The sequence below is a fragment of the Corynebacterium lujinxingii genome, assembly GCF_014490555.1.
GTDB lineage: Bacteria > Actinomycetota > Actinomycetes > Mycobacteriales > Mycobacteriaceae > Corynebacterium > Corynebacterium lujinxingii.
Genome location: NZ_CP061032.1, coordinates 1,903,415 through 1,917,090, shown reverse-complemented (window position 1 = coordinate 1,917,090; position 13,676 = coordinate 1,903,415). Strand labels below are relative to the sequence as shown.

Annotated in this window: 9 protein-coding genes and 3 rRNA genes; 7 read left to right on the top strand and 5 right to left on the bottom strand. The window is 60.8% G+C overall.

Translation table 11 applies throughout. The features are described 5' to 3' along the window. Window positions 1-224: 224 nt before the first annotated feature. Window positions 225-1,070: an acetate metabolism transcriptional regulator RamA gene (ramA, locus tag IAU68_RS09500; RefSeq protein ID WP_171194713.1), complete on the top strand. Its 846-nt coding sequence runs from the start codon at window positions 225-227 to the stop codon at window positions 1,068-1,070. Between the two features lie 25 nt (window positions 1,071-1,095). Next, window positions 1,096-2,352, top strand: coding sequence for a UDP-N-acetylglucosamine 1-carboxyvinyltransferase (murA, locus tag IAU68_RS09495; protein WP_171194706.1), 1,257 nt, complete (start codon window positions 1,096-1,098; stop codon window positions 2,350-2,352). A gap of 151 nt (window positions 2,353-2,503) precedes the next feature. Here the strand turns inward: murA and IAU68_RS09490 are convergent, their stop codons facing one another. Next, a complete protein-coding gene (locus tag IAU68_RS09490; protein WP_186337528.1) occupies window positions 2,504-2,905 on the bottom strand; it encodes a hypothetical protein in 402 nt (133 codons plus the stop codon). Between the two features lie 20 nt (window positions 2,906-2,925). Here IAU68_RS09490 and IAU68_RS09485 point away from each other — a divergent pair. The 5 genes from IAU68_RS09485 (at window position 2,926) to IAU68_RS09465 (ending at window position 12,249) form a co-directional block, all read left to right on the top strand. Continuing rightward, window positions 2,926-4,441: ribosomal RNA gene (locus IAU68_RS09485) — 16S ribosomal RNA — on the top strand. 437 nt (window positions 4,442-4,878) lie between these two features. Beyond that, window positions 4,879-7,966 (top strand): 23S ribosomal RNA (locus IAU68_RS09480). Between the two features lie 169 nt (window positions 7,967-8,135). After that, window positions 8,136-8,253 (top strand): 5S ribosomal RNA (rrf, locus tag IAU68_RS09475). The 16S, 23S and 5S rRNA genes sit together here, the layout of an rRNA operon. A gap of 711 nt (window positions 8,254-8,964) precedes the next feature. Beyond that, a complete protein-coding gene (locus tag IAU68_RS09470) occupies window positions 8,965-9,729 on the top strand; it encodes an ABC transporter ATP-binding protein (protein WP_171194625.1) in 765 nt (254 codons plus the stop codon). Then, window positions 9,730-12,249, top strand: a complete 2,520-nt coding sequence (locus IAU68_RS09465) for an ABC transporter permease (RefSeq protein WP_328700700.1) — start codon at window positions 9,730-9,732, stop codon at window positions 12,247-12,249. Between the two features lie 2 nt (window positions 12,250-12,251). On the opposite strand, the gene IAU68_RS09460 is transcribed toward IAU68_RS09465, so the two are convergent. The 4 genes from IAU68_RS09460 to IAU68_RS09445 are packed head-to-tail and all read right to left on the bottom strand — an operon-like array spanning window position 12,252 to window position 13,667. Then, on the bottom strand, window positions 12,252-12,608 hold the full coding sequence (locus tag IAU68_RS09460; RefSeq protein ID WP_171194626.1) for a FluC/FEX family fluoride channel: 357 nt from the start codon (window positions 12,606-12,608) through the stop codon (window positions 12,252-12,254). Then, window positions 12,601-12,951, bottom strand: coding sequence for a CrcB family protein (locus IAU68_RS09455; protein ID WP_171194627.1), 351 nt, complete (start codon window positions 12,949-12,951; stop codon window positions 12,601-12,603). The genes IAU68_RS09460 and IAU68_RS09455 overlap by 8 nt, the downstream gene beginning before the upstream one ends. Before the next feature lie 19 nt (window positions 12,952-12,970). Continuing rightward, window positions 12,971-13,330, bottom strand: a complete 360-nt coding sequence (locus tag IAU68_RS09450; protein WP_231699020.1) for a fluoride efflux transporter FluC — start codon at window positions 13,328-13,330, stop codon at window positions 12,971-12,973. Next, the gene (locus tag IAU68_RS09445) at window positions 13,323-13,667 is read right to left on the bottom strand and encodes a CrcB family protein (protein ID WP_171194628.1); all 345 of its coding nucleotides are present in this window, start codon (window positions 13,665-13,667) and stop codon (window positions 13,323-13,325) included. The genes IAU68_RS09450 and IAU68_RS09445 overlap by 8 nt, the downstream gene beginning before the upstream one ends. Between the last annotated feature and the right edge of the window lie 9 nt (window positions 13,668-13,676).

The following is a 13,676-nucleotide window of genomic DNA, read 5'->3' as shown; positions in this document are numbered from 1 at the left end:
CACTAGACCGCACGGTATGGTCACGCTGAACCGATGGGTACGGGGGAGGGGTCCGGTGTGGGTCTTGCCCGTTTGAGCTTTGGTTGCAGAGCCCTCGATACGGGCGGGGCTAAATTTTGCTACCCCCGTTCGCGCGTTATGATGATGGGGATTTAGAGCCAAGTTCAACCCCGGGTGAGCCCAAACGGGTGCAACCGGGCCTGTGGAAGGCGACAACCATGACGATGGACGCGCAACGGATCAAGGATGACGACGACGCGATCCGCGCGGCACTGACCGCGCTGAAAACGACGACCGGAATTCCCGTCGCGATGTACGGCACCCTCATCTCCGACAACCGCGTGCAGATTACCCAGTGGATCGGCCTGCGCACGCCGGCGCTGCAAAACCTCACCCTCGACACCGGCGCGGGTGTCGGTGGGCGAGTGGTGAGCACCCGCCGCGCGGCCGGTGTGTCCGACTACACCCGCGCGAACACCATCTCCCACGAGTACGACAAGCAAATCCAGGACGAGGGCCTGCACTCCATCGTCGCGGTGCCGGTGATTGTCAACCGCGAAATCAAAGGCGTGCTCTACGTCGGCGTGCACTCCCCGGTGCGCCTTGGCGACAAGGTGATCGAGGAGGTCACCATGACAGCCCGCTGCCTGGAGCAGGACTTGGCCGTGAACATCGCGCTGCGCTCCAACGACGGCGAAGGCGAGCGCTCCGGCGCGAAGTCCGGCCGCCAGATGAGCGGCGCGGAGTGGGAGCAAGTGCGCTCCACGCATTCGAAGCTGCGGATGCTGACCAACCGTGTGGAAGACGAGGAGCTACGCAAGGAACTCGAGCAGCTCTGCGAGCAGATGGTCTCTCCCGTGCACGTGAAGCAGACGACGAAGCTTTCCGCCCGCGAGCTCGACGTGCTGTCCTGTGTCGCGCTCGGCCACACGAATGTGGAAGCCGCCGCCGAGATGGGCATTGGTGCGGAAACGGTAAAGTCCTACCTGCGCAGCGTGATGCGCAAACTGGGTGCACACACGCGTTACGAGGCCGTCAACGCGGCACGTCGCATCGGCGCTCTGCCGTAGCTTTCGCTTCGGTACTGTTGTGGGCGTGAAAGAACGGTTTTTGGTCAACGGTGGTTCACGTCTCGAGGGGCTCGTGCGCGTCGGCGGCGCGAAGAACAGCGTGCTCAAACTTATGGCAGCTGCGCTGTTGGCCGAAGGCACGACAACGCTGCGCAACTGTCCGGAGATTCTCGACGTCCCCCTGATGCGCGACGTCCTCGTCGGCCTTGGCTGCGACGTGGACATCGACGGCGACGTCGTGCGGATCAGCACGCCCGCCGAAGTCTCCCCGCATGCCGACTTTGAAGCTGTGCGCCAATTCCGCGCGTCCGTCGCGGTGCTCGGCCCGCTGGTCGCGCGCTGCACCGAGGCGTACGTCGCGCTGCCGGGTGGCGACGCCATCGGATCGCGCCCGCTGGACATGCACCAGTCCGGCCTGGAAAAACTCGGCGCCACCACGCACATTGAACACGGCGCCGTCGTCGCCCGCGCTGACAAACTGCGCGGCGCCGACATCAAGCTCGACTTCCCCTCCGTCGGCGCCACGGAGAACATCATCACCGCAGCAGTGCTTGCCGACGGCCGCACCACCCTGGATAACGCAGCCCGGGAACCCGAAATCGTGGACCTGTGCAACATGCTTAACGCGATGGGCGCCCAGATCACCGGTGCCGGCACGTCCTGCATCACCGTCGACGGCGTGGAGCAGCTGCACCCGACGGAACACACCGTCATCGGAGACCGCATCGTCGCAGGCACCTGGGCATACGCTGCCGCGATGACTCAGGGCGACATCACCGTCACCGGTGCCGCCCCGGGACATCTCCACCTGGCGCTGGCGAAATTAAAGCTCTCCGGCGCGGAGATTGAGACCTACGACAACGGCTTCCGTGTGCAGATGCGTCAACGCCCGAAGGCCGTCGACTACCAGACTCTGCCGTTCCCGGGATTCCCTACGGACCTGCAGCCGATGGCGATCGCGCTGTCCGCCGTTGCTGACGGCGTTTCCGTGATCACCGAGAACGTCTTCGAAGCGCGTTTCCGCTTTGTCGACGAGATGCTGCGCCTCGGAGCCGAAGCCAATGTTGATGGCCACCACGTGATGATCAGGGGAGTGGGCACCTTGTCGTCCACCGACGTGTGGTCCTCCGACATCCGCGCCGGTGCCGGTCTTGTGCTCGCCGGGCTTGTAGCCGACGGCGTCACCACTGTTCACGAGGTGCACCACATCGATCGCGGCTACCCGGAGTTCGTGGAGAACCTGAACCGCTTAGGCGCCGATGTAAAGCGTGTTAATGAGTAACCATTTACACACTCTACGCTGCGGGTTTGTGTTTGTGTTTGGGTGTGTGTAACTTAGTTCCAGTCAGCGAGACCGACAACGCCCCGCTGGAGAGCAGATTGGTTCTCTGGTTTGTGTGGCGGGCAGGAAAACAATCGCGGACGAAAATACTTTAGTCACTTTGGACTTGCCTGCGTGTGTGGGTTGGTTTGGGTGTGCTGGTGTTGTTTGAGAACTCGATAGTGTGCCAATGCATTTGATTTTTTGTTGTTGTGTGCTTGGTGTTGTGTGCCGCGTGGGTGTGCATGCTGTTTTGGTGTGTGCCGGTGGTGGTTGGGTGAACCAATGATTGCCTGACTGCTTGTTGCGTGGTGTGCTTCACGTTTTGTGAGTGCATGATGTTTTTTGCCGGTCCTGTTGTTTTGCCCCGTCGGGTTGCAGGGCTGGTTGGGAGTTGTTTTTGGCTTCCGGTAATGTTTGGATTTTTGCCAGTCCAGCACTGTGTGGCGTTTTGTCGTGTGGTGTTGGTTGGTTTGTTTTGGTTGGGTTTTGGGCTTTTCACGGCCTGTTTCACGTTTGTTTTTGTTGAAACTTTTTGTGGAGAGTTTGATCCTGGCTCAGGATGAACGCTGGCGGCGTGCTTAACACATGCAAGTCGAACGGAAAGGCCCAAGCTTGCTTGGGTACTCGAGTGGCGAACGGGTGAGTAACACGTGGGTGATCTGCCCTGCACTTCGGGATAAGCCTGGGAAACTGGGTCTAATACCGGATAGGACCACTTCTTGGATGTTGTGGTGGAAAGTTTTTTCGGTGTGGGATGAGCTCGCGGCCTATCAGCTTGTTGGTGGGGTAATGGCCTACCAAGGCGTCGACGGGTAGCCGGCCTGAGAGGGTGTACGGCCACATTGGGACTGAGATACGGCCCAGACTCCTACGGGAGGCAGCAGTGGGGAATATTGCACAATGGGCGCAAGCCTGATGCAGCGACGCCGCGTGGGGGATGACGGCCTTCGGGTTGTAAACTCCTTTCGCTAGGGACGAAGCGCAAGTGACGGTACCTGGAGAAGAAGCACCGGCTAACTACGTGCCAGCAGCCGCGGTAATACGTAGGGTGCGAGCGTTGTCCGGAATTACTGGGCGTAAAGAGCTCGTAGGTGGTTTGTCGCGTCGTTTGTGTAAGCCCGCAGCTTAACTGCGGGACTGCAGGCGATACGGGCATAACTTGAGTGCTGTAGGGGAGACTGGAATTCCTGGTGTAGCGGTGGAATGCGCAGATATCAGGAGGAACACCGATGGCGAAGGCAGGTCTCTGGGCAGTAACTGACGCTGAGGAGCGAAAGCATGGGGAGCGAACAGGATTAGATACCCTGGTAGTCCATGCCGTAAACGGTGGGCGCTAGGTGTGAGTCCCTTCCACGGGGTTCGTGCCGTAGCTAACGCATTAAGCGCCCCGCCTGGGGAGTACGGCCGCAAGGCTAAAACTCAAAGGAATTGACGGGGGCCCGCACAAGCGGCGGAGCATGTGGATTAATTCGATGCAACGCGAAGAACCTTACCTGGGCTTGACATACACCAGATCGGGCCAGAGATGGTCTTTCCCTTTGTGGTTGGTGTACAGGTGGTGCATGGTTGTCGTCAGCTCGTGTCGTGAGATGTTGGGTTAAGTCCCGCAACGAGCGCAACCCTTGTCTTATGTTGCCAGCAATTCGGTTGGGGACTCATGAGAGACTGCCGGGGTTAACTCGGAGGAAGGTGGGGATGACGTCAAATCATCATGCCCCTTATGTCCAGGGCTTCACACATGCTACAATGGTCGGTACAACGCGTCTTGCGAGCCTGTGAGGGTGTGCTAATCGCTGAAAGCCGGCCTTAGTTCGGATTGGGGTCTGCAACTCGACCCCATGAAGTCGGAGTCGCTAGTAATCGCAGATCAGCAACGCTGCGGTGAATACGTTCCCGGGCCTTGTACACACCGCCCGTCACGTCATGAAAGTTGGTAACACCCGAAGCCAGTGGCCTGTAATGGGAGCTGTCGAAGGTGGGATCGGCGATTGGGACGAAGTCGTAACAAGGTAGCCGTACCGGAAGGTGCGGCTGGATCACCTCCTTTCTAAGGAGTTTATGTTTTGTGCCCGCAGTTGCGGGTGTTGTGTGGTTGATGTCGCCGAGTGTGCGACTGCCGCATTGTTGTTTTTCAAATTCCGGGTGGACATGCACCCCGGGTCGTGTTGGTGGATGCCATCAGGGTGTCTGCGTGTGGCCTGGTGTGGGTGTGTGTGCTCGTGTGGTGTGACACTGAGGTGTCGCGGCAACGAAAAAATCGTTTGTGTGTGTTGGCATGCTGTTGGGTGTCTGGGGCAACATTGTGTGTTCCTGTTGTTGTGGCATCCCGCTGACTTATGGCCGCGTGTTGGTGGTTGTTGGTGTGGGGTGTGTGTTGTGTGAGAACTGTATAGTGGACGCGAGCATCTTGTTTTTCTGTAATTTGTGTTGTTTGTTGAGTGTCTACAGTTTGTAGTCGTTCGTGTGTGTGAAGCAGCAGTAGTGTTGTTTTGTGTTACGGGCGTATGGTGGATGCCTTGGCATGCTGGGCCGATGAAGGACGTGTGAGGCTGCGTTAAGCCTCGGGGAGTTGCCAACTAAGCGTTGATCCGAGGATGTCCGAATGGGGAAACCCAACATCAGTTGTGTGGTGTTACCTGCAGGTGAATGCATAGCCTGTGTGGGGGTTGACGTGGGGAAGTGAAACATCTCAGTACCCGCAGGAGAAGAAAACAATTGTGATTCCGTGTGTAGTGGCGAGCGATAGCGGATGATGGCTAAACCGTGTGCGTGTGATACCTGGGTAGGGGTTGCGTGTGCGGTGTTGTGGGGTGTGGTTGTTGCGGGCTACCTGACCGCAGGTGTGTGTTTGTGCGTTAGCGGAAGCGTCTGGGATGGCGCGCCGGAGCGGGTGATAAGCCCCGTACGCGAAGGCGTTTACAGGCATGTGCTGATCATTGCCCCGAGTAGCAGCGGGCTCGTGGAATCTGCTGTGAATCTGCCGGGACCACCCGGTAAGCCTGAATACTCAGTGTGACCGATAGTGAATAGTACCGTGAGGGAATGGTGAAAAGTACCCCGGGAGGGGAGTGAAAGAGTTCCTGAAACCATGCGCTTACAATCCGTCAGAGCACCTGTTTGTGTGTGATGGCGTGCCTTTTGAAGAATGAGCCTGCGAGTCAGCGGCATGTCGCGAGGTTAACCCGTGTTTAGGGGTAGTCGTAGCGAAAGCGAATCCGAATAGGGTGGTTTTAGTGGCATGTCCTGGACCCGAAGCGGGGTGATCTACCCATGGCCAGTGTGAAGCAGCTGTAAGAGGTTGTGGAGGCGCGAACCCACTTAGGTTGAAAACTGAGGGGATGAGCTGTGGGTAGGGGTGAAAGGCCAATCAAACTCCGTGATAGCTGGTTCTCCCCGAAATGCATTTAGGTGCAGCGTGATGTGTGCTTACCGGAGGTAGAGCTACTGGATGGCCGAGCGGGACTATCATCTTAGTGACGTCAGCCAAACTCCGAATGCCGGTGAAGTCAAGCATTGCAGTGAGACTGTGGGGGATAAGCTTCATAGTCGAGAGGGAAACAGCCCAGATCGCCGGTTAAGGCCCCTAAGGGTGTGCTAAGTGGAAAAGGATGTGGGATCGCGAAGACAGCCAGGAGGTTGGCTTAGAAGCAGCCATCCTTGAAAGAGTGCGTAATAGCTCACTGGTCGAGTGGTTCTGCGCCGACAATTCAGTGGGGCTCAAGCACACCGCCGAAGCCGCGGCAAACATTTTGTTTGGGTAGGGGAGCGTCGTGTGTGGGGTGAAGCCGTACTGTAAGGAGCGGTGGACTGCATGCGAGTGAGAATGCAGGCATGAGTAACGAATGATACGTGAGAATCGTATCCGCCGAATGACTAAGGGTTCCTGGGTCAAGTTCGTCTTCCCAGGGTGAGTCGGGTCCTAAGGCGAGGCCGACAGGCGTAGTCGATGGTTAACGGGTTGATATTCCCGTACCCGTACACGCGCGCCCAGTATTGAAGCGGTGATACTAACCACCCTGATCCACCTGCTGTTGCCGACCCTTGTGGTTGGTTGGTTGGTGGTGATGCGTGGGGCCTGATCCGTGGTAGATCAGTGATGGGGTGACGCAGTGAGGTAGCCAAGCCACTTATTGGATTGTGGTGCAAGCGTGTGGCACGACAGCATGTGAAATGCGGCTGTCATGTGTGTGAGGCGTGATGCGTAGCCCAGTGTTGGGTGATGTTGGTGATCCTGTACTGCCGAGAAAAGCCTCTAGCGATGTGTGTGTACGGCCCGTACCCGAAACCGACACAGGTAGTCAAGTAGAGAATACTCAGGCGGTCGGGTGAACTGTGGTTAAGGAACTCGGCAAATTACCCCCGTAACTTCGGGAGAAGGGGGACCTGGACTGGTGCCTGGTCATACGACTGTGGTTGCTGGTTCAGGTCGCAGAGAATAGAGGGGAGCGACTGTTTATCAAAAACACAGGTCCGTGCGAAGACGGTTAAGTTGATGTATACGGACTGACGCCTGCCCGGTGCTGGAAGGTTAAGAGGACCTGTTAGACCCTTTTTGTGGGTCGAAGCGGAGAATTTAAGCCCCAGTAAACGGCGGTGGTAACTATAACCATCCTAAGGTAGCGAAATTCCTTGTCGGGTAAGTTCCGACCTGCACGAATGGCGTAACGACTCCCCTGCTGTCTCAACCACAGACCCGGTGAAATTGCAGTACGAGTAAAGATGCTCGTTTCGCGCGGCAGGACGAAAAGACCCCGGGACCTTCACTATAGCTTGGTATTGGCATTCGGTGCGGTTTGTGTAGGATAGGTGGGAGATGTTGAAGCCGTCACGCTAGTGGTGGTGGAGTCGTTGTTGAAATACCACTCTGACCGTAGTGGATATCTAACCTTGGCCCATGATCTGGGTTGGGGACAGTGCCTGGTGGGTAGTTTAACTGGGGCGGTTGCCTCCCAAAATGTAACGGAGGCGCCCAAAGGTTCCCTCAGCCTGGTTGGCAATCAGGTGTTTAGAGTGTAAGTGCACAAGGGAGCTTGACTGCGAGACCTACAAGTCGAGCAGGGACGAAAGTCGGGACTAGTGATCCGGCACCTACTTGTGGATGTGGTGTCGCTCAACGGATAAAAGGTACCCCGGGGATAACAGGCTGATCTTCCCCAAGAGTCCATATCGACGGGATGGTTTGGCACCTCGATGTCGGCTCGTCGCATCCTGGGGCTGGAGTAGGTCCCAAGGGTTGGGCTGTTCGCCCATTAAAGCGGCACGCGAGCTGGGTTCAGAACGTCGTGAGACAGTTCGGTCTCTATCCGCCGCGCGCGTTGAAACTTGAAGAAGGCTGTCCCTAGTACGAGAGGACCGGGACGGACGTACCTCTGGTGTGCCAGTTGTTCCGCCAGGAGCATTGCTGGTTGGCTACGTACGGGAGGGATAACCGCTGAAAGCATCTAAGCGGGAAGCCTGTTTTAAGATGAGGTTTCATTTGAGGTTCCCAGGAGACGACTGGGTTGATAGGCCGGACCTGGAAGCACAGCAATGTGTGGAGGCGACCGGTACTAATACACCGAACAAACCAACCACCTGTTTGCGCACACAAAAGGTGCAAACAACACAACAAAACAAAAACGAACTGTTCGCGTCCACTATGCAGTCCTGACACAACACACCACCATGTCACGGACAACACATAATTTGAATACTGGTCACCACACGCTGGACGACCCGACACACAAAAACCCCAAGGATGTGTCGGTGGTTGATAGCGGCGGGGAAACGCCCGGTCCCATTCCGAACCCGGAAGCTAAGCCCGCCCGCGCCGATGGTACTGCCCCCGGGAGGGAGTGGGAGAGTAGGTTACCGCCGACCCAACAACTTCAAACACCAAAACAGGCACCCGTCGACGAAACCCCCACCAAGGGTTTCATCGACGGGTGCTTTTGCTATGCCCGCACCCGCACGCCACACCCACTTGTCCGCAATGCGGTGGTGGTATAAAGCAGTTGAGGATGCGGTCGGTCAGGCGATGAGCCAGTGGGCGGTTTCGCAGCGAGCCGAACATTCCCCGTCTTCGTTGGTGTGCACCCGATTGTCCGCAACGGCGGAGTGCCGCCACGGCGGTAGTTAAGATCGTTGGTGTGCACCAAATTGTCCGCAACCGCGCAAAAGTTGGTGCTGGCCAAGTTGTCCGCAACGGCGGAATGCTTGGTGCTCACCCACTTGTCCGCAATGCGGAGATACTATCCGCACAATCGTGGGGACCGTGCGATCGTTGGTGCTGACCAAGTTGTCCACAATGGTGGAATCGTTGGTAGATACCCACTAGTCCGCAACGGCGGAGTGCCCGCTAGGGCAAACCGGGACGTTATCGTGAGGCCACAAGCCAGCACCGTCGAATTAGTTGGTGGATCCCCACTTGTCCGCAACGGCGGAGCCCTTAGCCGGCGGACAACTGACCCGCGCAAGAGGACCCCGCGCAAGGGAACCCCATGGACAACCCGGGCACACCCACGTGTCCGCAAGCGGCGAGCAGAAGGCCCGTATAGTCGCGTCAGGTACTGAAGCGAAAGAGATGGCGACGTGAGCGAACGAGCACAAAGCAACCTGCAAAGCACAGAGCGGCCGGTAGCGGCGAGGGCAGTGGACCTGCGGAAGTCCTACGGCCGAGCCGATACGGAGGTGGTTGCGCTCGACGGGGTCAATGTCGAGTTCCACCAGGGGGAGTTCACGGCCATTATGGGCCCGTCGGGCTCCGGCAAGTCGACGCTCATGCACGTGATGGCGGGGCTGGATACGGCGACGAGTGGGGAGGCGTTTGTTGGGGAAACGGGGTTGTCGTCGTTAAGCGATAAGGCGCTGACGTCGCTGAGGCGGGACAGGCTGGGGTTCATCTTTCAGTCGTTTAACCTGGTGCCCACCTTGACTGCGGCGGAAAATATTGAGCTGCCGACCAGGATTGCGGGTGGGAAGGTCGATCGGCAGTGGTTCGAGGAAGTGACCACGCGGTTGGGGCTGGCGCAGCGGCTGGACCACCGGCCGGCGGAGCTGTCGGGCGGGCAGCAGCAGCGCGTGGCGTGCGCGAGGGCGCTGGTGTCGCGGCCGGAGATTATTTTTGGCGATGAGCCGACAGGCAATCTGGATTCGAACTCGTCGCGTGAGGTGCTGGATATTCTGCGCACGGCGGTGGATCAGGACGACCAGACGGTGGTGATCGTCACGCATGACGCGCGGGCGGCTTCGTACGCGGACCGGGTGATTTTCTTGCGCGATGGTGCGATTGTCGACGAGCTGCGCGATCCCGATATGGACGCGATCCTCAACGTCATGTCCAGTATGGAGGGCTAAGTGAACTCCACGATGAATAAGGTGTCGCTGCGCAATATCGCGGCGCACAAACTGCGGCTCGCGCTGACGGTGCTGGCGGTGGTGCTGGGCACGGCTTTCCTGTCTGGTGCGCTGATGTTTACCAACATGCTCTCGTCCACGTTCGACTCGGCGGTGAACACGGTGCTTGACGACGTCGACGCGGTGGTCCGCCCCGGAGATGGGGAGGGGTCGCTGGAGAAGGACGCCGTCGACGAGATGAAGGCGCTTGACGGTGTGGACAACGTGAACCTGTTCGTCGACCTGCCGATCGTGGTCGCCACGGACGATGAGGTGGCGGTGCAGACGCGGCTGGGCTCGTCGCAAATGGGCGCCTACTACGGCCTGGACGAGGCGGTTGGGCGCGCACCGGAGATCGTCGAGGGTGCTGAGCCGCGCAACCTCGGCGACGTGGTGGTCAACGCGAACGGCGCCGAGGAGTACGGGCTGCGGGTGGGCCAGGAGCTGATCGTGGTGGACCGCGACGGCCGCAACACCGTGCACATTTCTGGGCTTTACGACGACCCCCTGGTCCAGCCGACCTCACTGCGCCTTGCCGTGAGCGAGGAGACGTACCTGGATTTCTATACCGACGGCGAGCGGGTGCCGGCGGTGACGGTGGCGGGGGATGACGGGGTCGTCGAGAAGCTGCGCGAGCACTTCCCGGACCTGAAGATCGAGTCAGGGGCGAAGGTCGCGGAGGAGACGACGCAGCAGATCCGTGACGCGCTGAGCTTTGTCACCTACTTCCTCGTCGCCTTCGGGCTGGTCGGCCTGCTCGTGGGCACGTTCCTCATCGCGAACACGTTTTCCATGATCGTCGCGCAGCGCACGAAGGAGTTCGCGCTGCTGCGTGCGCTGGGGGCGTCGCGCGGGCAGATTACGCGCTCGGTGACACTGGAGGCGGCGCTGGTCGGTCTGGTTGGCTCGGTGCTCGGTGTGGCCGGGGGTGCGGGGCTGGTGTTGTTGATTCGGGCCGGAATGGAATCGTTTGGCATGCCGCTGCCGGCAGCTGGCGTGGGTCTGTCGTGGGACGCGGTCGTTGTACCGGTCGTGGTGGGCACCGTGGTCACGGTGCTGTCCGCGCTGGCGCCGGCACGCAAGGCGGGCCAGGTGCGGCCGGTGGAGGCGATGCGGGCAAGTGAGGCGTCGACGCCACAGCCGCTGACGGGGCGCACCATTGCCGGCGCGGTGCTGGTGGCGGTGGCGGTCGCGGCGGCCGGCTACGCCATGGCGTGGGGAGACGGGGCGACGAGCCGTAGAGCTGCGCTGGTTGGTGTGGCGGCGTTGGGTGCGATCAGCGGTCTGTTCCTCGCGGGGCCGGCGCTGAGTATGCCGGTGGTGCCGCCGCTGGGCCGGGTCATCGGAGCGCCGTTTGGGGCGGTGGGGAAGTTGGCGTCGACGAACACGCGCCGCAACCCCCGCCGGACGGCGACGACCGCGTTCGCGCTCATGCTCGGCATTGCGCTGGTGACGGTGATCGGCATGTTGGGCGCGTCGATGAAGAAGTCCGTCGACGACGTCGCGCAAAGTGAGGTCAGCGCCGACTACGTGCTGGTCGGGCCGGAGATGGGGGCATTTCCGATCCCGGGCGACATCCCGGAGCGTCTGGAGCACGTTGAGGGCGCGCGCGACATCGTCGCGTACACCCAGGCCCCAATTACGGTGGACGGGGAGTTCGGCTACCAGTTCGGCTCGGTGGGCATGACAGACGTCCTCGCGGGCGACCCGGCGAAACTCATTGACTTGGACATGGTGGACGGTTCGTCGTCGCTGGACGGTGACGTGTTCATTGCGCCGGTGGAGATTGCGAACGAGCGCGGCTGGCACGTCGGCGACACCGTCGAGGTCGCAGCGCCCACAGCGCCGGGCACAACGGTCGAGGTAACCGTGGGCGGGCTGTTTGCAGGCTCGAACGTGCTGCGGACGTTTGTGGTGTCGGATGATGCGGCGGGGAAGGTGTCGTCGCTAAGCAATACGCGCCTACAGATGGTGGGTGTCAACGGGGCGTCGCGCGAGGCGCTCGAGGATGAGGTGCGCGGCGACATCGTGGTGCAGGTGCGCTCGGCCGAGGAGATGAGCGGCGAGGTGACCGCCTTGATCGACCAGATGCTGTTCATCCTGTACGCGCTGCTGTCGCTGGCGGTGGTGATCGCGGTACTGGGCATTGTGAATACGCTGACGTTGTCGGTGATTGAGCGTCGCCAGGAGATCGGCATGCTGCGCGCGGTGGGGTCGCAGCGCCGTCAGATCCGCACGATGATCGTCCTGGAATCCATTCAGATGACGGTCTACGGCGCGGTGCTCGGCGTGCTGCTCGGCCTGGGGCTGGGTTGGGCGTTTCTCACGGTGCTCGAGAGCCAAGGCTTGACGACGATCGCCGTGCCGACCGGGTTAATCGCCACCGTGCTGGCGTCCTCCGTGGTCGTGGGGCTGCTCGCAGCGGTGTGGCCCGGGCAGCGGGCCGCGAAAACGCCGCCGCTGGACGCGATTGCGGAGTAGCGCTAACGGGCGAGAAAGGATCCGAGTGCCGCAGCGAGCACGGAAAATGATGCTGTGACCGTCGCGTACTCGACGGCGTGGAGCAACTTGCCGGCCTTGATGAGCTCGCCAAGCTGGCGCGCCAACAGCGACAGGGTGGACAGCGCGCCGGCGAACCCGACACCGGCGGCTGTCTGCCAGAAACTGGGCAAAAAGATGGTGAAGCCGATGACGGCCGAGGCTGCAACGTTGGCCACGAGTGTGGACACCAGCGGCCGGCGTGCGAGCGCACTCATGATGAGCCAACGCACGAACCCGCCGAGCATCCCGCCGACAAAGACCCCGACGACGGCGCCGAACATCCACTCGATGTCAGACACGGCGCCTCACCCGCGTGGCGTCGCCGGCCAGCCACGCCAGGGTGGCGGTGGTCAGGCTCAGCGTGATGATGAACGCCGCCCACAGCACCGACGAGTGCGACGACGCGAGCGCGACCGCCGACAGAGTGGAGAATCCACCCAAGAACCCCACGCCCCAAAACGCGCCCGGGGCGAAATATCCCATGGCGAAGCAGGCGGCGAGATTCACCGCGAACGTGGTGGCCAGGGCGAGCGCCTCCGGGGTGGTGGGGCCTACCCAGATGAGCACGATGAAGCGGGCGAGAGCCCCCAAACCGGCACCGAGCGCGACGGTGAAACCGGTCTGGAGGGACTTGAAGTGCACGTTTGTAGAGTCTATCCCCCTACCCGCCGAAGGCGCGAAGGCCCCATCGCATGCCGAACCAGGCGGCCGCGATGCCGATCACGGCGGTGGAGACGGCGTAGCGCAGCGCCTCGCCGTGGCGCTTTGATTTGATCATCTCGCCGAGTTCTTTGGCAAAGGTGGACCAGGTGGATAGCGCCCCTGCGAAGCCCACGCCGAGGGCTAACTGCCACGCCACTGGGGCGGCGAGGGCGAAACCGGCGACGGTGGAGCCGACGACGTTAGCGGCCCAGGTGGCGGCGTGCGCGTTATGGATGGCGCAGGTTAGCGCGAACCGTGCCGCGCCGCCGAAGAAGGCGCCGACGAACACGGCGGCGAGGGTCAAGGTCAAGCTAAGCACGGCGGCTCCTCACCGCGTCGCCGGCGAGCCAGGCCGCGACCGCTGTGGCGTAGCTGAGCACCACGATGATCAAAGCGGTCAGGGCATGCGACTGCATCGCCGCGACCGAGATAGCGGAGTACGTGGTCAAGCCGCCGAGGAAGCCCGTGCCCCACAGCGGGCCGGGTTTGTAGAGCCCCATGGCGAAGCAGCCGGCGATGTTCACCGCGAACGTCAGCGTCAGCGCTGTGGTGGAGCCGGGGGCGGCGCCGAGGATGATCACGTGACGCACCACCGCTCCCAGCGCCGCGCCTAAGGCGATGGTCAGCGCGGTGGTGAAGGTGTCGTCGATACGCATGGGCGAAAG

What these genes read in the sequence shown, in the direction of transcription:
- IAU68_RS09445 (WP_171194628.1), bottom strand. Translation starts at nt 13,667, where the DNA reads ATGCGTATCGACGACACCTTCACCACCGCGCTGACCATCGCCTTAGGC.
- ramA (WP_171194713.1), top strand. Translation starts at nt 225, where the DNA reads ATGGACGCGCAACGGATCAAGGATGACGACGACGCGATCCGCGCGGCA.